19 protein-coding genes and 1 pseudogene are annotated in these 22,003 nt (G+C 37.1%); 14 read left to right on the top strand and 6 right to left on the bottom strand.

The genetic code is table 11. From position 1 onward, the window contains the following. Positions 1–70 precede the first annotated feature (70 nt). On the bottom strand, positions 71–418 hold the full coding sequence (locus tag ACIQZI_RS10400; protein WP_403073981.1) for a DUF3899 domain-containing protein: 348 nt from the start codon (positions 416–418) through the stop codon (positions 71–73). A 339-nt stretch (positions 419–757) separates the two neighbouring features. Here ACIQZI_RS10400 and ACIQZI_RS10405 point away from each other — a divergent pair, with 339 nt between their 5' ends. The 10 genes and pseudogenes from ACIQZI_RS10405 (at position 758) to pepF (ending at position 13,631) form a co-directional block, all read left to right on the top strand. Further along, on the top strand, positions 758–2,440 hold the full coding sequence (locus tag ACIQZI_RS10405) for a peptide ABC transporter substrate-binding protein (protein ID WP_062182084.1): 1,683 nt from the start codon (positions 758–760) through the stop codon (positions 2,438–2,440). 127 nt (positions 2,441–2,567) lie between these two features. After that, the gene (opp3b, locus tag ACIQZI_RS10410) at positions 2,568–3,497 is read left to right on the top strand and encodes an oligopeptide ABC transporter permease (RefSeq protein ID WP_062182081.1); all 930 of its coding nucleotides are present in this window, start codon (positions 2,568–2,570) and stop codon (positions 3,495–3,497) included. Continuing rightward, positions 3,497–4,525: an oligopeptide ABC transporter permease gene (gene opp3C, locus ACIQZI_RS10415; protein ID WP_403072790.1), complete on the top strand. Its 1,029-nt coding sequence runs from the start codon at positions 3,497–3,499 to the stop codon at positions 4,523–4,525. Before opp3b ends, opp3C begins: the two co-directional genes overlap by 1 nt. Before the next feature lie 16 nt (positions 4,526–4,541). After that, positions 4,542–5,585: an ABC transporter ATP-binding protein gene (locus tag ACIQZI_RS10420; RefSeq protein WP_062182076.1), complete on the top strand. Its 1,044-nt coding sequence runs from the start codon at positions 4,542–4,544 to the stop codon at positions 5,583–5,585. Beyond that, positions 5,585–6,523, top strand: a complete 939-nt coding sequence (locus tag ACIQZI_RS10425) for an ABC transporter ATP-binding protein (RefSeq protein ID WP_403072794.1) — start codon at positions 5,585–5,587, stop codon at positions 6,521–6,523. The genes ACIQZI_RS10420 and ACIQZI_RS10425 overlap by 1 nt, the downstream gene beginning before the upstream one ends. A gap of 271 nt (positions 6,524–6,794) precedes the next feature. Next, positions 6,795–8,178: pseudogene (locus ACIQZI_RS10430) on the top strand (RNA-guided endonuclease InsQ/TnpB family protein). 539 nt (positions 8,179–8,717) lie between these two features. After that, positions 8,718–9,113, top strand: a complete 396-nt coding sequence (spxA, locus tag ACIQZI_RS10435) for a transcriptional regulator SpxA (protein WP_049680428.1) — start codon at positions 8,718–8,720, stop codon at positions 9,111–9,113. A 488-nt stretch (positions 9,114–9,601) separates the two neighbouring features. Next, positions 9,602–10,273, top strand: coding sequence for an adaptor protein MecA (mecA, locus tag ACIQZI_RS10440; RefSeq protein ID WP_062182070.1), 672 nt, complete (start codon positions 9,602–9,604; stop codon positions 10,271–10,273). A 139-nt stretch (positions 10,274–10,412) separates the two neighbouring features. After that, the gene (locus ACIQZI_RS10445) at positions 10,413–11,597 is read left to right on the top strand and encodes a competence protein CoiA (protein ID WP_403072799.1); all 1,185 of its coding nucleotides are present in this window, start codon (positions 10,413–10,415) and stop codon (positions 11,595–11,597) included. A 219-nt stretch (positions 11,598–11,816) separates the two neighbouring features. Next, positions 11,817–13,631: an oligoendopeptidase F gene (gene pepF / locus ACIQZI_RS10450; RefSeq protein WP_403072802.1), complete on the top strand. Its 1,815-nt coding sequence runs from the start codon at positions 11,817–11,819 to the stop codon at positions 13,629–13,631. 1,165 nt (positions 13,632–14,796) lie between these two features. On the opposite strand, the gene ACIQZI_RS10455 is transcribed toward pepF, so the two are convergent. The 4 genes from ACIQZI_RS10455 to ACIQZI_RS10470 form a co-directional block, all read right to left on the bottom strand. Then, entirely contained in the window at positions 14,797–15,702 is a 906-nt protein-coding gene (locus ACIQZI_RS10455; protein ID WP_403072805.1) for a ClpXP adapter SpxH family protein, read from the bottom strand. Continuing rightward, a complete protein-coding gene (locus ACIQZI_RS10460) occupies positions 15,699–16,103 on the bottom strand; it encodes a globin domain-containing protein (protein WP_062182061.1) in 405 nt (134 codons plus the stop codon). The genes ACIQZI_RS10455 and ACIQZI_RS10460 overlap by 4 nt, the downstream gene beginning before the upstream one ends. Before the next feature lie 231 nt (positions 16,104–16,334). Continuing rightward, complete coding sequence (locus ACIQZI_RS10465; RefSeq protein ID WP_403072810.1) at positions 16,335–17,000, bottom strand: lytic transglycosylase domain-containing protein; 666 nt, start codon at positions 16,998–17,000, stop codon at positions 16,335–16,337. A gap of 27 nt (positions 17,001–17,027) precedes the next feature. Further along, positions 17,028–17,606 (bottom strand): CYTH domain-containing protein, encoded by a 579-nt coding sequence (locus ACIQZI_RS10470; protein ID WP_403072813.1) that lies wholly within the window; start codon positions 17,604–17,606, stop codon positions 17,028–17,030. A gap of 284 nt (positions 17,607–17,890) precedes the next feature. On the opposite strand from ACIQZI_RS10470, the gene ACIQZI_RS10475 reads away from it, so the two are divergent. From ACIQZI_RS10475 to ACIQZI_RS10490, 4 genes are all read left to right on the top strand, one after another. Further along, positions 17,891–18,265, top strand: coding sequence for a UPF0738 family protein (locus ACIQZI_RS10475; protein ID WP_062182053.1), 375 nt, complete (start codon positions 17,891–17,893; stop codon positions 18,263–18,265). A gap of 409 nt (positions 18,266–18,674) precedes the next feature. Next, positions 18,675–19,304, top strand: a complete 630-nt coding sequence (gene yjbM / locus ACIQZI_RS10480) for a GTP diphosphokinase (RefSeq protein ID WP_062182050.1) — start codon at positions 18,675–18,677, stop codon at positions 19,302–19,304. A 28-nt stretch (positions 19,305–19,332) separates the two neighbouring features. Continuing rightward, on the top strand, positions 19,333–20,127 hold the full coding sequence (locus ACIQZI_RS10485) for an NAD kinase (RefSeq protein ID WP_062182047.1): 795 nt from the start codon (positions 19,333–19,335) through the stop codon (positions 20,125–20,127). Between the two features lie 15 nt (positions 20,128–20,142). Beyond that, positions 20,143–21,051 carry an RluA family pseudouridine synthase gene (locus tag ACIQZI_RS10490; RefSeq protein WP_403072818.1) on the top strand — a complete coding sequence of 303 codons (909 nt, stop codon included), beginning with the start codon at positions 20,143–20,145 and terminating at the stop codon, positions 21,049–21,051. Between the two features lie 140 nt (positions 21,052–21,191). On the opposite strand, the gene prpE is transcribed toward ACIQZI_RS10490, so the two are convergent. After that, complete coding sequence (prpE, locus tag ACIQZI_RS10495) at positions 21,192–21,941, bottom strand: bis(5'-nucleosyl)-tetraphosphatase PrpE (RefSeq protein WP_403072821.1); 750 nt, start codon at positions 21,939–21,941, stop codon at positions 21,192–21,194. Between the last annotated feature and the right edge of the window lie 62 nt (positions 21,942–22,003).

A 22,003-nucleotide genomic window follows, 5' to 3' on the forward strand; every position in this document is an offset into this window, starting at 1 on the left:
TTTCATTGTAGAGATATTTACTGTTGAAATCTACTTATTTTCCTTACAGCATCGCCATTATTGCAAAAAATCATAAGTAATAAATATATAATCCAATAATTAAAATGAGTAACAGAATGAATCCAGTTGAGAAAGGGATACTAAGGTTCAACGTTATTAAATCAGAAAGGCGACGCATTTCGCCTTCTTCTTCCGTCTCTGTACTTTTACTTGGCAATACTTTACGAAAGCTATAATGGATGACATCAAAAAAACCTTTTTGTAGTACCAACGTAAATAAAGAGAAGATTAATAAGCATCCAGTTATATAAAAGATCATATCAAGGAAAGAACGCAAGGTTATCTCATGATACAAGACTAGAGATAAAATTAAAGAAAGCAAAACCATTGCAACTGTCCAAAGCATCGTTTTTTTCATTTTCACTACCCTTTCTACATGTTACTAAAAAAAGTATACCAAAACATAATGAGGTACATGTAATAAGTTGTTGTTATTTGAATATAATAATTAATTTTTAAAAAAGGTGATTACAAAAAAAACCAAAAAAGTAATTAGGTACTATTTTAAAAATGAAAAGGCTTAATTTTGTGAAAATTACAATTAAATTTACGATTCGTAGGTAAAAAAAGTAAGTATACTTATTTTTTAAAAAATGATTACGAGACATTAAATTATTTTTAAATATTTATGTACAAATTCTTAATTTTTTGTATAATAGTAAATGTTACATAAAAATAAGGGAAGGGTGTATCGATTTTGAAAAAATCTAAATATTCACTGCTTTTGGTACTGACATTGGTGCTAAGTGTATTCTTGGCAGCATGTGGTGGAAAAAGTGCAGATAATGGTAATGAAAAGTCTGAAGGTGCAAAAACATCTAATGCAGCACAAGAAATTAAAGTCCTAAGTAAATCTGAGATCCCAACATTGGATTCTGTTAAGACGACAGACGAAATTGGCTTTAACGTATTAAATAGTATTAACGAAGGTCTTTACACACAAGATAAAGATGGTAGTTCTGTTCCTGCTTTAGTAGACGGAGAGCCAGAAGTGAGTGAAGACGGGAAAACTGTAACATTTAAGCTTATCGATGCAAAATGGTCTAATGGAGATCCTGTGACTGCACAAGATTTCGTATTCGCTTGGCAGCGTGCAATTGATCCTGCTACAGCTTCAGAATATGGTCCATATATGATGAATGGAAAAATTGCAGGCGCTCAGGAAATTACGGATGCTGCAGTTGCCAAAAAAGATTTTGATTTAAATACTTTAGGTATTAAAGCAATCGATGAAAAAACGCTAGAAGTTAAATTTGAGAAAGTTCTTCCTTACTGGAAAGACTTAATGGCATTCCCAACATTCTATCCACAAAACGAAAAGTTTGTGAAAGAAAAAGGCAATGCATATGCTAGTAATGCAGAAAACCTAATATCAAACGGGGCTTTCAAATTAACAGCTTGGAAAGGTCCTACTGCTATGGAATGGACTCTTGAAAAGAACGACACTTACCGAGATGCAGATGCAATTACACTTAAGAAGATTACATTTAATGTTGTTAAAGATAACAATGCACAAGTGAATGCATTTGAAGGTGGAGAAGCAGATATCACTGATATCTTATCATCCGATCTTGTTCCACAATATCAAGGTGATGAAAGAATGGTTAGTGCCCTTCAACCATCTGTTTACTGGATTAAAATGAACTATAAAAATGAAGCACTTGCAAATGTAAACATTCGTGAAGCACTTGCAAAAGCTTTCAATAAAGAGGATCTTGCAGCAAGCATTTTGAACAACGGTTCAATTGCAGCGAACTATTTTGTACCAGACAAGTTTGTAACAACTCCAGACGGTAAAGATTTCCGTGAGAAAAACGGCGATTTGATTGTGTTTAATGCTGATGAAGCAAAAGCAGCATGGGAAAAAGGTTTAGCTGAACTAGGACTAGACAAGCTTGAGCTCAGCTACCTAGGTGGAGACACAGATTCAGCTAAGAAGCAAGATGAGTACATTGTAAACCAATTGGAAACGAACCTACCTGGATTAAAAGTTAATCTTGAGAGTGTTCCATTTGCAATTCGTCTTGATCGTGCAAAAGCTGGAAACTATGATTTACTTCACTCTGGTTGGGGTCCTGACTATCCAGATGCAATGACATTCGCTGATCTTTGGTTAACAGACAGCCCGAATAATGAAATGTCATATTCAAGCACTAAATATGACGGATTAATTACAAAAGCTGAAGAAGTGGCTGCGAATCAAGAAGAGTATGTTGCAACACTTCAAGAAGCTGAACGCGTATTCTTAGCTGAAGACTATGGTGTGGCACCAACTTACCAAAGAGCAGATAACATCCTAATTAGTCCTAAAGTTAAAGGATTAGTTGCTTTACCATTTGGTCCAAACTATTCTTATAAATGGATCACAGTTGAAGAATAGGATACCAAAACATATAAAAATGGTTTGAAAGTAGAAAAGAGAGTATATGTACTTGATATACTCTCTTTTCCCTATTATAAAAATTGTCGAATTATAGAGAAAATTCGAATATGTAGGAGGTGTGCAAATGGCTCGATATATTATAAAAAGGTTTATTTATATGTTAATTACCTTATTTGTTATTGCCAGCCTAACCTTTTTCTTGATGAAATTGATTCCAGGTACGCCTTTTTCCACAGCGGGAAAATTATCACCTGAACAATTACAAATCATGAAGGAAAATTACGGATTAGATCAACCTATAGCGGTACAATACGCACAATATATTGTTGGTTTACTTAAAGGTGATTTAGGAATTTCGTTTCAGTTTAATAATGTTCCAGTCACACAATTATTACTTGAGCGGATTCAACCATCACTAGTGTTAGGATTTCAAGCCATCTTTTTCGGTACGATTATCGGAATTGTGCTAGGAGTTATTAGCGCATTAAAACAAAATACTTGGATCGATTATAGTTCGACATTCATAGCTGTTCTTGGTAAATCGATCCCTAACTTCGTGTTTGCGGGTGTCATGCAATATTATATTGGCGTTAAGCTAGGCTGGTTACCAGTATTGTTCTGGAAGGGCTGGGACTACACCATTATGCCTACGATTGCACTAGCTATGTTCCCTATCGCTATTACGGCTCGATTTATGAGAACAGAAATGATTGATGTATTAGGTTCAGATTATATTACCCTTGCAAAAGCGAAGGGTGCAAGTAGCTTCGAGGTTGCCTTTAAACATGGATTACGAAATGCGTTAATCCCAGTAATAACAGTATTAGGACCTCTAACAGTTTCCTTAATGACGGGTTCTCTCGTTATTGAGCAGATATTTGCCATCCCGGGAATCGGGGAACAATTCGTTAAAGCGATAACAGTAAATGATTATTCCGTTATTATGGGAACGACTCTGTTATTCTCATTTATGTTTGTTGTCATTATCCTTATAGTCGATATTCTTTATGGGGTTATTGATCCGCGGATTAGGTTGTCAGGAGGTAAAAAGTAATGGCGAAAGAAGATATGAAAATAAGTAAAGACAAGTTTGCTCCTGCCATTCTGGATGCTTCCTTAGGTGAGGTAATAGGCAAGCCTAGCTTAAATTTCTGGCAAGATTCATGGCTAAGAATAAGAAAAAATAAAGCAGCTCTTGTTAGTATGATTGTGATGCTTTTGGTCATTATCCTAGCCTTTGTAGGTCCACTAATTAGCGGACATGGAACAAATGACCAAGATTTAAAACGGACAAATTTGCCTGCTAAAATCCCGGCATTGGAAAGTGTAAGCTGGTTACCCTTTGACGGAACAATGGTCCGTAATGATGGTACAGTTGTCGATGTATATGAACAGAAGAATATTGATGAATACTTCTGGTTTGGGACAGATTCTTTAGGCCGTGATTTATTCACGCGTGTGGCAAAAGGAATTCAAATTTCCCTTTATATCGCTTTCTTGGCAGCATTATTAGACATGGTAATCGGCGTCACCTATGGAGCAATAGCAGGATACTTTGGTGGCAGACTGGATAGTATGATGCAGCGTGTAATCGAAGTGATTTCTGGAATACCAAACCTTGTTGTCGTGATATTAATGATCCTCGTTTTCAAGCCAGGGATTATGTCGATTACGATTGCACTTGCTATTACAGGATGGACAACGATGGCGCGAGTTGTGCGAGCTCAAGTGCTAAAATTGAAAGAACAAGAATATGTACTTGCTTCAAGAACGTTAGGAAACTCTCATAGCAAAATCATTTTCAAACATTTACTGCCAAATTTAGCGGGTGTTATCATTATTAACACCATGTTTACCATTCCAAATGCAATATTCTTTGAAGCATTCTTAAGTTTCATTGGTTTGGGACTTTCATCGCCACTAGCTTCATTAGGTACGTTAATTGATGATGGATTTAAAACATTGAGATTGTATCCACACTTAATGATTTTCCCAGCAGTCTTTATCAGCATCATTATGGTTTGCTTTAACATGATTGCAGATGGTATCCGTGATGCATTGGATCCAAAAATGCGCGATTAATAGGTAGGTGAAAAAGTTGGAAAACATATTAGAAGTTAAAGATTTGAATATATCGTTTCATACGTTCTCGGGAGAAGTTCAAGCGATTCGAGGTGTGAACTTTGAATTGAAAAAAGGTGAAACACTTGCAATAGTAGGAGAATCAGGATCAGGTAAATCAGTAACGACTAAAGCAATTATGCGCCTTTTACCGCCGCAAAACTCGGAAATAAAAAGTGGCGAAATCCTTTTCAATGGTAAAGACTTAGCTAAGTTAAGTGAAAAAAAGATGCAAAAAGTACGTGGAAAAGACATTTCACTAATTTTTCAAGATCCAATGACATCTTTAAATCCGACAATTAAAGTCGGTAAGCAAATCATGGAACCTATTCTTAAGCATCAGAATGTTAGTAAAAGTGAAGCGAAAAAACGGACGCTTGAATTGCTTAGTATGGTCGGGATTCCGAATCCTGAGCAACGCTTTGAACAATACCCACACCAATTTTCTGGTGGAATGAGACAACGTGTCGTTATCGCAATCGCTCTTGCTTGTAATCCGAAGGTCTTGATTGCAGACGAGCCAACAACAGCTCTTGATGTAACGATCCAGGCTCAAATTCTTGAATTAATGAAAGAATTGCAGAAGAAAATTGATACGTCAATTATCTTCATTACGCATGACCTTGGTGTTGTTGCCAATGTAGCGGATCGTGTAGCGGTTATGTATGCCGGAAAAATTGTTGAAATTGGCACGGTAGACGAAATTTTCTATAATCCTAAACACCCATATACATGGGGATTAATCAGCTCGATGCCGAGTCTAGATTCCGCAGAGGAAGAATTATATGCAATCCCGGGAACTCCTCCAAATTTATTACATCCGCCAGTTGGTGACGCATTTGCGCCACGTAATGAATATGCGATGCAAATTGATTTAGAAGAGCAACCCCCAATGTTTAAAGTCTCTGACACGCATTATGCGGCAACTTGGTTATTGCACCCTGATGCACCAAAAGTAGAACCGCCAGCAGCTGTAGTTAAACGGATGAAACAATTCCAAGCTGGACAGGAGGGGCAATAATGGTTGAACGTGAAAAGTTACTCGAAATTAAAAATCTAAAGCAATACTTCAATGTCGGCAAGCCAAATATGGTTAAAGCAATTGATGGTATTTCTTTTGATATTTACAAAGGTGAAACATTAGGATTAGTCGGTGAGTCTGGTTGCGGTAAATCAACTACTGGTCGAACGATCATTCGCCTTTACGATGCAACGGATGGCGAAGTTATTTTTGATGGCGAAAATGTCCATGGCTCGAAAAGTAAAAAACAATTAAAAGATTTTAACCGAAAAATGCAAATGATTTTCCAAGATCCGTACGCGTCCTTAAACCCGAGGATGAAGGTCATTGATATTATCGCTGAAGGAATTGACATTCACGGCTTAGCGAAAACTCCTAAAGAGAGAGCGGAACGTGTATACAGTCTACTTGAAACGGTAGGTTTAAATCGTGAACACGCCAATCGATACCCGCATGAATTTTCCGGCGGCCAGCGCCAACGTATCGGAATTGCCCGTGCGTTAGCTGTTAAACCTGAATTCATCATTGCGGATGAACCCATTTCAGCATTGGATGTTTCCATTCAGGCACAAGTTGTTAATCTATTGAAAAAACTACAAATTGAACATGGTCTAACGTATCTTTTCATTGCACACGATCTCTCCATGGTTAAGTACATCAGTGATCGAATCGGAGTTATGTATTTCGGTAAATTAGTGGAGCTTGCACCAAGTGATGACTTGTATAACAATCCAATTCACCCTTATACACAATCTCTGCTTTCGGCAATCCCTCTTCCGGATCCTGCAAGCGAACGTACAAGGAAACGAATTATTTACAATCCAAACATTCACAACTATAGTGAAAGTGATGATGTGAAGATGCGCGAAGTAAGACCAGGACACTATGTGAATTGCTCTGACAAGGAATTTAAACAATATCAACAAATGTATAAGTAATAACAAAAAAACGATCTCAATACAGAGATCGTTTTTTTGTTATTATCAAATCTATCATTTTTTCCAAGAGTACCCCTTATTCAAATTTTTGTTAAAAAATGAAGAAGGGGGTGAAGGGGCAGTTTTTATTTTTCAAAATAAATCGTATTATTAGCAATTAGGAACGTATGTTTGGTATAATCGATATAGGAGGTGAGAAAGTATGACAAAGTGAAACGAAGGAAAAAGGAAGTATAAAACGCACCAAATTTGGATTAAAAAAGGACATCGTATGTATGGGTATTTTCAAAATATGACTCAAAATGTTAAGAACATGTATAACACCACTAATTTTTACATACGCCAGGTTTACACAGGACTTACACAAGATAAAGAATGGCACCTTTACAAAAAGAAGTCTTGGATACAGTTGATAAAAAAATAGATCGGATGAATGATGTTCAACTTTTGGCTTATCAAAAGAGCGTAATGAGACAAAAAGCCAAACCGAAAGAAAAACAAACAGAAGTGACATGTCATCTTTTTACTAAACCATCAAAAGAGCAACCTTACGTAAACTATCATTTTTTGGATGCTTTATTCAAGGTCGTTTCACCAAAAGATTATCGCTCTCTTCCGGCGCAATGCAGTCAATCTGTAATGAAGGTAGTTTTTCAAAACTGGAAATCTTTTTATGTGAGTTTAAAAGATTACAAGCAAAATCCTTCTAAATACAAAGCGAAACCAAAAATCCCTACATACAGTCGGGCAACAGAGAAAGAAATGACTTTTACTAACCAAGATTGCGTCATTAAAAACAAGAAGATCTTAAAGTTTCCCAAAACAAAAGAAGAACTAAATATTGGAAAACTTGGCTTTGCTGAAGGTCGATTAAAACAAGTTCGTGTGATTCCGAAATACAACCAATATGTTGTAGAGTTAGTAATGGAGATCTCTTTTGAAAAAACAGAATTAGAAGATAACGGTAGGTTTATGAGTATTGATTTAAGAATTGATAATCTTGCAACCATTGTAACAAATACGGGACGAGCACCCCTATTAGTCAAGGGCAAACATGTCAAATCTATCAATCAATACTACAACAAAAAGAAAGCTTATCTTCTTGGTATTTTACGACAGGGAAAACAAGCAAATGAAGCTCCTTTTACTTCTGAACGATTAGAAAGATTACATCAAAAAAGATTCCTTAAAATGAAGGATATTTTTCATAAGGCAAGTTCAGAAGTGATAAAAAATCGCGTTAGAAGAAAACACCCATACCACCATCATTGGACAAAACAAAGCGTGGAAACAATGGCAAAAGAAACAACCAAACTTTTGTGAGTATTCCCCACGGTTTGTTGATCAGCATGATGACATACAAAGCATCGCAGCACGGAATTAAAGTCGTTGTGACGGAGGAATCCTACACGTCCAAAGCAAGTTTTCTTGATGGTGACGATCTCCCAACTTATGGTGAAAGCGATAGAAAGAAACACTTCTCCGGCAAGCGTATGAAAAGAGGGTTATATCATTCACATCGGAATGGGTTCATCAATGCGGATGTAAATGGAGCAGCTAATATTTTGAAAAAAGCTTGGTTGCGATTAACAAAAGAAACGGACTTCAATATGAAAACCGTGAATGTTTGGAACCCCCAAACAATGATTATGTAAAAAAGAAGTCCCAACGGCAAGACCAATGTGTATATAGTCTACTGATGTGACAGCCCCACTGCTCGTTAATCGTTCAGGTTCACGGAGAACCTTTAGGTGAATACATCGATACGACAGAACCCCTTCCTCAAAAATACGTTAGCATTTTAGGTGGGGGAGCATTCAGGAAAATAGGAACAAAAATGGAGTATAGGAAAAAATGAAAGATACAAACTAAAATGTTTAGAACAAAATAAATTGGGTACTTTAAATAGTGTTAAGAAAAAAGTAATTGAGAATCATTTATGCTGATTTTCAATTAGAATACCCATTCGTAATCTAAAATGACAAAGAAAGATGGCTTGATTATAAAATAAAGCTTGGACTATGAAAGCGTATCAAACTTTGTGAAAAGAGTATGCAATTTGCTGATTTTAGTGTATAATATTAATATGAATTACTATTTTATAGTTATTTCAATCTAGACCTGAAACTGAAATGAATGATAAGTTTCCCATCATAGATCGTCGATTCTATACTTAGGGAGTGTGAGTGTTAACATGGTAACTTTATATACATCACCTAGCTGTACTTCTTGCCGTAAAGCAAAAGCATGGCTCGAGGAACATGATATTGCTTATTCTGAAAGAAACATTTTTTCTGAACCGCTTACAATTGAAGAGATTAAAGAGATTCTTCGTATGACAGAAGATGGAACAGATGAGATTATTTCGACAAGATCGAAAACTTTCCAGAAACTAAATGTAAATGTGGAATCTCTTCCACTTCAAGAACTGTATAGAATAATCAAAGATAATCCAGGTCTATTAAGAAGACCGATTATCCTTGATGAAAAAAGATTGCAGGTTGGATATAACGAAGATGAGATTCGCAGATTCCTACCACGTAAAGTCCGTTCGTTCCAACTACGTGAAGCTCAGCGAATGGTCAACTAAATTATAAGCAGAGGCCCTGTCTAAATTATTGACAGGGTTTTTTAATATATCTCTTTTTTTAGATAGTTGATACAAATGCGTGCGAAGCAAGATGCTGATGGAAGAAAGTAGTGTCCTACAATATTAATCTGTTCATCGTTTACTTTACATAAGAATATCCACTATAGATGAAGTTATCCCGCATTAACGGAAAGTCAAGACCCCATTGATTGAAGTTTCATTTTATTCCAAAAATATTTCCTGTTTTACAGTTGCATATCCTGTGGGAATTTTGTAGAATATATGGAACATTAGGCAATCGTTTGTTTTTAACCGATTGAAGCTTTTTTATTTCCATTATGAAGAGTTTTATCATAAAATAAATTATGACAACATATTTCCTTATCTACCGGTAATGCAAAAGGGTATGGTGGGTAACGATAAAAGAAAGAGCAAAATTTTTCGGGGGTAAATCCCTTCAAAACATGCACAGAAGGGAGAGGATTTACGTGGAGATCGAACGTATAAATGAAGATACAGTGAAGTTTTACATTTCTTATATAGATATTGAAGATCGCGGCTTCAATAGGGAAGATATTTGGTATAGCCGAGAACGAAGTGAGGAACTTTTCTGGGAGATGATGGATGAAGTACATCAAGAAGAAGAGTTTATGATTGAAGGTCCATTATGGATTCAAGTTCAAGCTATGGAAAAAGGTCTTGAGATATTGGTTACGAAGGCTCAATTGACGAAGGATGGTCAGAAGCTAGAACTGCCGATTACTGATGAAAGATTTGGCGAACTACATGTCGATGATAAGCTTGAATCCTTGTTAGATGAACAATACCAAGGGAAAGACGATGGCCATGAGCCCATTCAGTTTGAGGACGGTATCATTGAGTTTATCACGGAGTTCAATGACTTTGAAGATGTCATTTCACTAAGTAAGCGCAGTGGTCTTGATCACTTTAAGACACAATTATATGCCTATAATAATAGATATTTTCTCTATATCGAATTTGAGGAAGAGGACATTGAAGAAGAAGAAATTGATGATGTTTTAAGCCTTTTACTTGAATATAGTCAAGAATCTTCAATCACAATCCATATGCTTGAAGAATATGGAAGAGTGGTAATGGATGAACATGTTTTTGAAACCGTCCATAAATATTTTTCATAACTAACAGCCGATTTCATTATGAACGATAATGATGTCGGCTTTTTTGTATGATAATATGCCTGATCTTTTTTTAAATATCCTCGAAAAAGAGGAATGGCTGTCTTTATGTAGAATATGTTGTAAAGAAAGGGGGAATTGTATGCTCACTGCCAGAGGTGTTCAAGGAAATATCATTACACTTCCTGGAAATATCCCGAAAGAACGGCTAGCTGAATGGCAAACAGATCCTTATTATTGCCCTTGTTGTGCAGCAGAGCTAATCCTAAAGGCAGGCCAAATCAAGATTCCGCATTTTGCTCACAAAAAAGCATCCGCTTGTAAAGCCTCGTCTGAACCAGAATCAGAATATCACCTTTTAGGAAAGCGAAAATTATTCCAATGGTTTGTTAACAATCGTATTGAAGTAGAAATGGAACCATATCTTCCTGAAATAAGACAGCGGCCCGATATCCTCATCTACTATAAAGAACAATCCTATGCGATTGAATTTCAATGCTCTCCCATATCGGAGGAAGTATTTCTCTCCCGTACAAAATCCTATCAAGAAGCTGGAATTAAACCGATTTGGATAATAGCAGAGAAGCGAATTAAACGTAAAAAAACTAGGCAGTATTCACTTTCTGCTTTTCAATGGCTATTTGCCATGAATACTGTTCATTCCCCGATGATCCTAACGTATTGTCCAGAGCAACATAAGCTGTATATGTTAGATCCTTTAACTCCATTCTCCCCACGTACAACCTTTTCAGAGTTAACAGTATTACCTCTTAGCAACACTCATCCAAACATCCTTTTTTCCACTAATAAAACTTGGAAATTTCATTTTATTGAAGAGTGGCGAGCGCAAAGAAAAGCGTGGGCTATCCACAAAGTAAAAACGGCAAAGCATACTAATCCGTTTTTCAATGAATTATATAAAAATGGTTTGTCCCCGGCATGGATTCCGAGCGAAATTGGACTCCCTGTGGAAGGAATGGTGATCCTTGAAACAGCTGCAGTTGAATGGCAAGGGTGGATTTTCATGGATTGTTTGCAACATAAGAAAATCGGCAGTCGCATTTATCGTAGTCAAATTTATCAATCTTTTCAGCGGCGGGTTACAAACGGGCAGATTCGATTAAGAACATTGCCAATGCTTCCTGTGAAAAACTCTTTTTTAGCAGTGGATGCCTATTTATTTTTATTGGCAAAGCTTGAGATTTTGGAATTTGGAGGAAAAGGGATTTATATAATAAAAAATAAGCTTGCTCCACCTACAAGTAGTGTTGAATGTATGCAATTAGAAAATGATCTCTATTCCAAGCTTTCGGAAATGATTTTGTGATAATAGGTAAAGTACAATAGAATATGTATGATCTATTGTTTCTTAATTGAATCGAAGCGGAAGGATTTTTTCGAACAATAGAGAAATAATATGGTAACGAGAAATTTTCATCAATCGAGGTTGGACCACGTGACTTAGAATCATACATTGTTACCACGAGTTTTTTAGTTGTGTTAATAAATCGGAATTAAGTTGTTTCTAGAATGGAGGAATATATGTATGGGACAAGAAAATGCAGTAAAAGCATTACCTGCTAGGAGTGAAGTGGTGGTTGAGGATACGTGGAGATTGGAGGATATCTACGTAACGGAAGAAGAGTGGGAAACTGCTTTTCAAGAAGTGAAAGAAGACTTATTAAAGGCAGATGCATATAAGGGCACCTTAGGTGAAAGTGCCGAAAAGCTTTTTGCAGTATTGCAATATCAAAATCAAGTATGGGAAAAGTTAGGGAAAGCCTATACATATTCACATATGCGTTATGATCAAGATACAACAAATTCGTTTTATCAAGGAATGGATTCACGGATAAAAAGCTTGGTTGCCCAAGCGAGTAGTGCGTTTTCTTATATTGTTCCAGAAATTCTAAGTATTGAAGAAAGCAAAATTAGCGAATTTCTTAATGAAAAGGAAGAGCTTAGATTATATGCTCACGCTCTTGAACAAATTAATCTTCAACGACCACATATTTTGTCAGCAGAAAAGGAAGCATTACTTGCACAGGCATCTGAGGTTTTTGATGCTTCAAGCAATACATTTGGTATGCTCAACAATGCAGATCTCGTTTTCCCAACTATTAAAGATGAAAACGGTGAAGAAGTAGAAATTACTCATGGCCGCTATATTCGATTTCTTGAGAGCGAGGATCGTCGCGTGCGTGAGGATGCATTTAAAGGTGTATATGAGACGTATGGCAAGTTCCGTAATACTTTTGCAAGCACACTTGCAGGTCAAGTTAAGAGTGATAATTTCAATGCTTCTGTGCACAACTATGAATCTGCCCGTCATGCTGCATTAAGTGATAATAATATACCTGAAATGGTATATGACAATCTTGTTCAGACAGTAAACGAGAACTTGCATTTAATTCATCGTTATATTGACTTGCGTAAAAAAGTACTTGGCTTAGAAGAGCTTCATATGTATGATCTCTTCACACCGCTCGTTAAAGAAGTGAAAATGGATGTAACATATGATGAAGCGAAAGAATATATTCTAAAAGGACTAGCTCCTTTAGGAGAAGACTATCTTAACGTATTAAAAGAAGGCTTTGAAAATCGTTGGGTGGACATTCATGAAAACAAAGGGAAACGTAGTGGCGCTTATTCATCTGGTGCCTACGGAACGAATCCTTACATTCTGATGAACTGGCAGGATAATGTCAATAATTTGTTTACTCTTGCCCATGAATTTGGTCATTCCGTTCATAGCTATTACACAAGAAAGCATCAGCCATATCCATATGGAAATTATTCGATTTTCGTTGCAGAAGTTGCTTCAACTTGTAACGAAAACCTGTTGAATGATTATCTTCTTGATACAATTGAAGATGAGAAGAAGCGAATTTATTTATTAAATCATCAATTGGAAGGATTCCGCGGCACGCTTTTCCGTCAAACCATGTTTGCTGAATTTGAGCATACGATCCATAAAAAGGCACAAGATGGAGAAGCGTTAACGGCTGAAGTATTAACACAAGAGTATTATGAGTTGAATAAAAAATATTTTGGGCCAAATATTACTATCGATGAGGAAATTGGCCTTGAATGGGCTAGAATTCCGCATTTTTACTATAATTACTATGTGTATCAGTATGCTACTGGAATCAGCGCGGCAACAGCTTTAAGTAAACAGATCCTTGAAGAAGGAGAACCGGCCGTCCGTCGCTACCTAGAATTCCTGAAATCAGGAAGTTCGGATTACCCTATTGAGGTTTTGAAAAAAGCAGGCGTCGATATGACGAAGGCAGAGCCGATTCAAGAAGCTTTAAAAGTGTTTGAAGCAAAGCTAACTGAATTGGAATCTTTATTAGCGTAAAGGATGGAGGATGACTTTAAGACATATTGCTCTTAAAGATCATCCTTTTAGGACATGGGGCAGGGCTTCGCGACTTACTAATAGTGCGTGTTCAAAAAGGAGGATAAAAAGAGCCGAGAAATTCGACAGCTCTTTTTTGTCCTCCTTTTTGAGTAACCTTTAATATAGCCAATCTACATAGAAGGAATCCCTCTTTTATTATAGAAAGAACTCCAAAATCCAGCTTCGCACCGCCACCATTGTGATGAGATGAGCGTGGCGTGTTACAGGATTAATCCTTCATAGTAAATGGTGGCGTTATAGCGTCATACAGTTTGGTATTATGAAAACGTAAAGGTACTAATAATCGATAAAGCGCTCTCTAATAACCTTTGAACCGATTTTTCTGACTGAAAGTAAAGACAATGATAAATAGGGTAAGAAAAAGAATAGGTGAACTGATGTATAGAGGGAATAGTCCTAGAAAAGCTAAAAAATGCAGGGAAAGTGAGATCAGAATCAATAATAAGAATAAGATAGTTTTCATGTTACTTACCTCCAGAAGTATTCTCTCTATAAACTATGCATCTGCATTCTAAAAATATGACAATTTTGTGAAGGAAGTCATATTATGTTGAAAAATGTCGTATATATTGTTATATTATTGTTGTGAAGTTAATCACAAACAAACTTATACCCCTTTGTTTGACCGTGAAGAATTTCTCCCATCCCCTTTGTTCGTATATTATAGATAGGAAATCCCAGCAAATTCGCGATTTGCTGGGATTTTCTCATGTTGGAATGCGAAACGCGTTTTGGGCTGGAAAATGCCCATTCAGGTCTGGAAATCTCGGTTCTTGATGCAATCCAGATCTTGGCAGAATCTTATGCTTGTCAACCATTATTGGGAGCCTTGCTTTTTCCCCCACATTAACGGGAAGTAAAACCGCTACTCCAAGGCATTACCAAATCTTTCTTGTGAATTCAATCACATAGTTGTTGCTTAGAAGTGTGAATCATGTTATATTATTGTTGTGAAGTTAATCACAAACAAACTTATACCCCTTTGTTTGATCGTGAAAAATTTCTCCCATCCCCTTTGTTCGTATAAATAGATAAAAAAAACCTAGCAAATTCGCGATTTGCTAGGTTTTTTGCATAATAGGAGACCTGTCAAGACAGGCCCTTATTTAAATGAATCGTGTTTATTTTCGATATATCTCCAGAAGGTTCCGTATTTGGCAGGGATTTTTTCTACAAATTGCTTGAGGATAAGTTGTTTCATTTCTTTTTCGACTTCTTGTTTATTCATATTATAAACTACTTCAATTTCTTTCGTTGCGACAAATTTATAGCAACGTATAAATGCCTCAAGGGAAGGCGGAGTTGCGGGAGTAGGAAGATTTTTAAGCATTTCTTCAAGAATATTTACATACACCTCATATGCATACAAGCCGGATACTTTGATTCCTTCTTCTTCAATATTTTCATTAAAGAAGACGAGGGAAGGTATTTCATTCACTTCCATCTCAGATGTAATCTTCAGATCACATTGAAATCCTTTTGCTGCACTTGTAGAAGTGATGTCATTAAGGAATTCCTCCACATCTAATCCAATTTCACGTGCGCATTTTGTTAGGACTTCGAGATTGGAGATGTCCTGCTTGTCAAGGAATAGTAGCTCTTGTAACCTTCTAATGAAACGGGCTGACAGCTTTCTACTTTGTAATTCAGCTGCCTTAATTGCAATGGAAGCAGCATATGGTGAAGAAATTGGATTCTCAAGCCACAAGTTTCCATCACACGACATACCAGAGCGGCTGGCTGTCCTTTCCCAAGTTTTTGCCATATTTTCATAATACTTGGTTTTTGTGTTATGAAGGGTAGACAGTTTCCCGCTTACAACATGCTTGATACTGAATAATTGACCATACTCGATATGGAGTTTCTTAATAATAGGCTCAAGCGCCCAGCATTCAGGACATATTGGGTCGATAAACACATAGATTTCAATCGGCTTTTTTCCAATTCCATAGCAATGCTGCGATTTAATCCAATTAGATATGTTGAAAATTGGTTTCTGAGCGCTCAATTTCCTTCTCCTTTCATGTCTTGTTCGGAAGTATTAATCATATGTTGTGCTGTCAAATAAAGACGATGATAATAAAACTCTCTTATATCTCCAGCGAGTCCGACTGTATCCATTGCTTGCCTCATGCAGGATAGCCATGCTTCGGCACGACTGGGAGTGATCTCAAACGGAAGATGACGGGCCCTTAGCATAGGATGACCGTGTTCCTCTGTATAGAGAGAGGGGCCTCCTAGATATTGAGTCATGAATTGTTTTTGCTTACGGACTGTTTCCGATAATTCCTCAGGAAAAATGGGCTTTAATTCCGGATGTTGACTCACATTATCATAAAAGACATCGATTAATTTATATAGAAGCGCCTCTCCAATTACTTCGAATGGTATAGGGTTCGCTTGTGTCATGATGATTACTCCCTTTAAAAAGAATAAGTATATTCTCATTTTAACAACGCCGTTGCAATATAACAAATATCTAGCTTAAGGAAATTAGATATTCTGTACTACTACACAAAGTCATAGAACATTTCTTATTGAAATTTGCTCTTTGGACAAAGTAAAAAGCACCTGAAAGGATTTGTTCTCCTTTGGGTGCTTCTTACACATATCGCTTCAATTTTGATTTTAGGATCGTTCTTAGCTTAAATACGTTTTCATGACTTTTTGCACGTAATTTTGTGTTTCTTTAAATGGTGGAATTCCATTATGTTTGTCGACATTTCCTGGTCCGGCATTATAGGCAGCAAGTGCAAGTTCTGTATCTCCATTATAACGGTTTAGCATCTTGCTTAGGTATTTACTTCCAGCCATTATATTTTGAATAGGGTCTGAGATATCTGTTACGCCAAGACCTTTTGCTGTTGCGGGCATAAGTTGCATAAGACCTGAAGCCCCTGCATGGCTTTTGGCAGCAACATTAAAGTTAGACTCTTGCAAAATGACGGACTTAATCAACTTTTCAGGGATATTGTATTGCAAAGCTGCTTGCCGAATAACATGATCATAATCTGTTTTTTTATCAGTACCTTTGCTAATGGAGTTTAGGATGGTTGGTGGTAAACTTGGCGAAATACTGATTGGTAGTTGACTTGATAAGCGAATATTGGAAGTTTCCTCGCTGATTTTGTCATATACAGTTCCTAGTGTCTGCATAGTAGTTTGTTCACTCGGATTGTTTGTCATGTATTCCGATAAGAGCTTTTGAAACATGTCATTAGTAGATGTTTCTCCTGTACTTGTCATTGTATTAAAACCTTGAAGGGCTTGAAGTTCTATTAAAGTTCTAAAATCTTCTATTTTCAATATTTACACCTCTGAATATGCTAGTGATTATAATTGCTTCTTCTTAGTTTGGTAAAATCGTCTAACCTTATTTTCGGTTTTTCGAATTGGAATTTGAAGGCTATCTAACAATTTCTCGAAAATTTCTTTTCCTGCCAATTTATTGGTCACTTCATATTCTACCTCAAAATCCTCTGTATTTAAATAAAGACTATGATCAAGGACGAGTAGACCACCTTGATAAGCGAACTCTGCTCGATTTGTCCCGAGTGTGCCGAAAAATTGTATATCCGAATCAATGCCCATTTCAGCAATTAAAGTGGTGATATAACCTTCGGGAATGCGATTTCCTTGAAGCAGAGATTCGGCTTCTTCTTTTGAGAGCGACTGATTCGTTTCAAGTAGACCCTCTTTTGCAGGTTGCTTTAATGTTAACTCATAATGTCCTTTTTTATGACGGATTCTTAGTGCTGATTCGTTCTCCTTTAATGAAAATTGAGGTGTGTCGAAATAGTGATTTTCCTGATAGATAAAATCGGTGTCTTTAACAGAAAAACTCTGTTTTAATCGCTGGAATTCTGCTTTTGTTAGTAGATTTTTAAATTCAATTTCAAGATGCTGGTTCATTAGGTACTTCCTTTCTAGCTATTTTTTATCCCGTATTAACAGGCAGTAAATCCCCATTCAAGGCTTGAGGAATCGAAGAAGCGTAACTGGGGTCCACGCTGATTGAAGTTTCACTTTATTCGTATCATATACGTTTGTGTAGGAACTCTACAAGTAAAATTCTGTTTAATAAAGGGGGAAAAGTGTCATGAATTTGAAAATTTGCTAAGACAACCCTGAATATTTAGGAATACCTTGTAGGATGTGATAAAATATAATCGTTAAAATGGGAGGGTGAATGATTTATGAGAGAGAAAATACATATTGTAGAAGCGGTTATTGAATCAGGAAATCTTGTTTTGATTCCTAATCAAGAAGTGGAAATTGCTCATCTATTACCGAAGGAACAAGTAATTGTAGATTCGGATAATGTTTCCTTCATTTATTTAGCAGAAAATGTTGAAAGTTATACATATATTTTCTTACCTGAAGCGATATGGGCATCATTGAAACAGGCTATGGAAGAAAGGTTGCCAGTTATGCTGAAGTCTGGGGATAAAAAACTAGAATTACCGAGTATCTATGAAGAACTTACTTATTTAATTGATAATATTGAGGGAAATGGAAATTACGGGGAAGAGTTTGTTGCAAAAGTTGAACAGATGTTTATCCCGGTTTAACAGCCTGTAAATCCCCGATTGGTTCAACTAACCATCAGTGGGGAACTACACCCCACTGATTGAAGTTTCACTTTATCCCGGTTTAACAGGCTGTAAGATTCCATCTTAAATAAATCGAGAAAGTTTAAAAGTGTGAATCGGTGTGATAAGCAGCCTGTAAATCCCCGATTGGTTCAACTAACCATCAGCCGGGAACTACACCCCACTGATTGAAGTTTCACTTTATCCAGTCGCATTTCGGATAATTAAGTTATATGGCGTGAAGTCTACTGCGTCCTTCTTGCTTGACTTATGAATGACGGACTGGCAAAGGATGTGTTGACTTCGGCGTTCGCAACAGGACTTGGCAAACCTTAGTCGAAGTTCTTTAATAGGCGCTTTCGCTTTTCTATGAACAGGTGGTGTGGCAATGGAACATTGGGATGACTTTTTGGCTCCGTATAAGCAAGCAGTTGAAGAACTGAAGGTAAAACTTAAAGGATTACGCAATGAATTTGAGCGTGATCATGTACATTCACCAATTGAATTTGTGACAGGTCGAGTAAAACCGATTGTAAGTATTTTAGATAAAGCAGCAGAGAAAAATATTCCACTAAATAAATTGGCAACTGAAATGCAGGATATTGCAGGATTACGAATGATGTGCCAATTTGTGGATGATATAACAAAAGTGGTTGCGTTACTAAGGGCCCGAAATGATTTTGAAATCGTAGAGGAACGGAATTATATCTCTCATAAAAAAGTGAGTGGCTATCGTTCTTATCACGTTGTTCTTCGGTATCCTGTTCAAACGATCCATGGTGAAAAAAAGATTCTCATTGAAATACAGATTCGGACACTCGCCATGAATTTTTGGGCAACGATTGAGCATTCTCTAAATTATAAATATCGCGGAGATTTTCCAGAAGATATTCGAATACGCCTACAGCGGGCAGCTGAAGCAGCTTTTTTGCTGGACGAGGAAATGTCGCAAATACGGCTCGAAATACAGGAAGCCCAGCGCGTTTTTTCACGAAAGAAAGATAAAGCAAAAGAATGAGCAGCAGAAAACATGAAGGTGGGATTGTATGAAATTTGCCATAACCTCAAAAGGTGATTCGAAGTCGAATACTTTAATGCATCGAATGAGGACGTATCTCCAAGATTTTAATTTAGAGTATGACGAAGACAAGCCAGATATAGTCATTTCTATTGGGGGAGACGGTACCTTACTATATGCCTTTCATCGTTATAAAAACCGCCTTGATAAAACCGCCTTCGTTGGCGTTCATACTGGCCACCTTGGTTTTTATGCAGATTGGATTCCAGAGGAAATCGAGAAGCTAGTGATTGCATTGGCAAAAACTCCATTTCAGGTCGTTGAATATCCGCTACTTGAAGTGATTATCAAGTATCAGCATGGCGGGAGGGAGTCGCGCTTTTTAGCATTGAATGAATCAACGGTTAAAAGTGTGGAAGGTACACTTGTGATGGATGTGGAAATGCGCGGTGAGCATTTTGAAACATTCAGGGGAGATGGGCTTTGTGTATCAACCCCTTCTGGGAGTACGGCATACAATAAAGCTTTGGGTGGCGCGCTTATTCATCCGTCAATTCCGTCGATTCAACTTGCAGAAATGGCTTCCATTAATAACCGAGTATTTCGGACGGTAGGATCGCCGCTAGTCTTGCCTGCTCATCATACATGTATGTTGAAGCCTGTTAACAATGTTGATTTTCAAATTACTATTGATCATCTTTCATTGCTTCATGAAGATGTAAAATCGATACAATTTAGAGTAGCGGATGAGAAAATTCGATTTGCGCGGTTTAGACCGTTTCCTTTTTGGAAGCGAGTGCATGATTCGTTTATTGCGAATTAAGGAGTTACGGTATTTATGTCAGACAAAACTGGATCCCCATTTCGATTAAATTGGAGTGTAGAGAAGAAAGATGCGGGAAAGATTTTAAGGATTTTTCTTTTCGAACAAGGTATTTCAAAACGCGCATTAACAGCAATTAAGTTTGATGGAGGGAAGTTGACCGTCAATAAAGAGGAAGTGACTGTTCGTCATGTACTTAAGACGGGAGATACTGTAACAGCAGAATTCCCGCTTGAAACTGGGAGTATTGGGTTGCTTCCAGAAAAGTTGCCCCTTCATATTTGTTATGAAGATGATTATGTAATGGTATTGGTTAAGCCTGCTAATATGAATACCATTCCTTCGAGAGAGCATCCAACCGGGAGTCTCGCGAATGCAATACTTTCGTATTATCAGGAACACAGCATTACTGCGACTGTTCATATTGTTACAAGATTGGATCGTGATACTTCGGGGTTAGTGTTAGTAGCGAAACATCGCCATATCCATCACCTCCTAAGTGAACAGCAGAAGGCAGGAAAGGTTCGCAGAAGGTATGAAGCGGTTGTTGAAGGGAATTTGGAGGAGCAAGGGAAGATAGAAGCTCCGATTGGGAGGAAAGAGACGAGTATTATCGAGCGTGAGGTAAGAGCAGATGGTCAATATGCCTGTACGAAATTTAAGGTATTGCAGTCTGGAGTGAATCATACTTATCTATCGTTGCAACTGTTAACAGGGAGAACGCATCAAATCCGTGTTCACCTTGCTTATATTGGTCATCCTCTTTGTGGAGATGATTTGTATGGCGGACAGCTTGATCGAATATCGAGACAAGCTTTGCATTGCTGTCAAATAACATTTATTCATCCAATTACCGGAACTATTCTTACTTTTCAGGAGAAACCGCCTGTGGATTTTCTACAACTTCTTACACTTATTCACTAAGGTTAAACAAAGAATGTCTATGGGTCAGACCATTCACTCTATATACAGTTTAAAGTGTTACATGCACATCATTGGACTGTATCTAGGAATTGTGAGGTCTGGCCCTTTGATTTTTTAGACAGGTTTTTTAAAAAGAATCTTCATGATTCATCAAAACTTGTCTTGAATTTTTCTGCAAAAAAAGGCAGAGTAGATGATACAGAAATCAATTCTAATTCGGGATAACGAAGTGCAGTCAGTTTTCCACCGAATACACAGCCTGTATCGATATTATAGGTTCTGTTTACTTTTCTTGGTTCTAATACCGGGGTATGACCATAAATGATTGTAGCATGACCGTGATAGAATAGAGCCCAATCCCGCCTAACAGGGGAGCCATCAGGATGTTTTGCGCCGGAAACATCACCATATAGGACAAATGACTTCACTTTATCATTCATTTTTCCAATATAATCGGACCGGATACCTGCGTGAGCAATTACAAGTTTTTCATTGTCAATGACTTGGTAGAGTGGAGATTGTTCGTATAAGTCCATGAATTTCTTGCGGATGATTTTTTGCTCGCGTACAGGTAGCTCTTTATATTCAGCTACTGTCGTTTCAAGTCCATGCGTAATCTGTACCTTGTTTCCAGAAAAATAGCGATACAGCTTATTGCAATGATTGCCTGGAGCATATAGGGCTAATTTATGAACGATCGTTAGTTCATATACGGATTCAATGACTTTTAATGATTGAGGACCTCTATCCGTAAGATCACCTACGAAACCTAGGATTCTACCGTCAGGATGAACGGGATACCCTGTTTCCCAAGAATAGCCTAATTCATCGGTTAATTGGATAAATTCTTTGTAACAACCATGAATATCACCAATAATGTCAATTTTCATTGTTTCACCTGCAAACTTGTTGGAATAGTATTAAATGAGATATACTTATATGTTATCACTAA

It is taken from the genome of Peribacillus sp. NPDC096379 (assembly GCF_044762875.1).
Classification (GTDB): Bacteria; Bacillota; Bacilli; order Bacillales; family DSM-1321; genus Peribacillus.

Bases quoted from the DNA above. Each gene is read 5' to 3' on its own strand.
- ACIQZI_RS10400 (WP_403073981.1), bottom strand. From the start codon at position 418: ATGAAAAAAACGATGCTTTGGACAGTTGCAATGGTTTTGCTTTCTTTA.
- opp3b (WP_062182081.1), top strand. From the start codon at position 2,568: ATGGCTCGATATATTATAAAAAGGTTTATTTATATGTTAATTACCTTA.
- opp3C (WP_403072790.1), top strand. From the start codon at position 3,497: ATGGCGAAAGAAGATATGAAAATAAGTAAAGACAAGTTTGCTCCTGCC.
- ACIQZI_RS10425 (WP_403072794.1), top strand. From the start codon at position 5,585: ATGGTTGAACGTGAAAAGTTACTCGAAATTAAAAATCTAAAGCAATAC.
- spxA (WP_049680428.1), top strand. From the start codon at position 8,718: ATGGTAACTTTATATACATCACCTAGCTGTACTTCTTGCCGTAAAGCA.
- ACIQZI_RS10445 (WP_403072799.1), top strand. From the start codon at position 10,413: ATGCTCACTGCCAGAGGTGTTCAAGGAAATATCATTACACTTCCTGGA.
- pepF (WP_403072802.1), top strand. From the start codon at position 11,817: ATGGGACAAGAAAATGCAGTAAAAGCATTACCTGCTAGGAGTGAAGTG.
- ACIQZI_RS10460 (WP_062182061.1), bottom strand. From the start codon at position 16,103: ATGACACAAGCGAACCCTATACCATTCGAAGTAATTGGAGAGGCGCTT.
- ACIQZI_RS10470 (WP_403072813.1), bottom strand. From the start codon at position 17,606: ATGAACCAGCATCTTGAAATTGAATTTAAAAATCTACTAACAAAAGCA.
- ACIQZI_RS10475 (WP_062182053.1), top strand. From the start codon at position 17,891: ATGAGAGAGAAAATACATATTGTAGAAGCGGTTATTGAATCAGGAAAT.
- yjbM (WP_062182050.1), top strand. From the start codon at position 18,675: ATGGAACATTGGGATGACTTTTTGGCTCCGTATAAGCAAGCAGTTGAA.
- ACIQZI_RS10485 (WP_062182047.1), top strand. From the start codon at position 19,333: ATGAAATTTGCCATAACCTCAAAAGGTGATTCGAAGTCGAATACTTTA.
- ACIQZI_RS10490 (WP_403072818.1), top strand. From the start codon at position 20,143: ATGTCAGACAAAACTGGATCCCCATTTCGATTAAATTGGAGTGTAGAG.
- prpE (WP_403072821.1), bottom strand. From the start codon at position 21,941: ATGAAAATTGACATTATTGGTGATATTCATGGTTGTTACAAAGAATTT.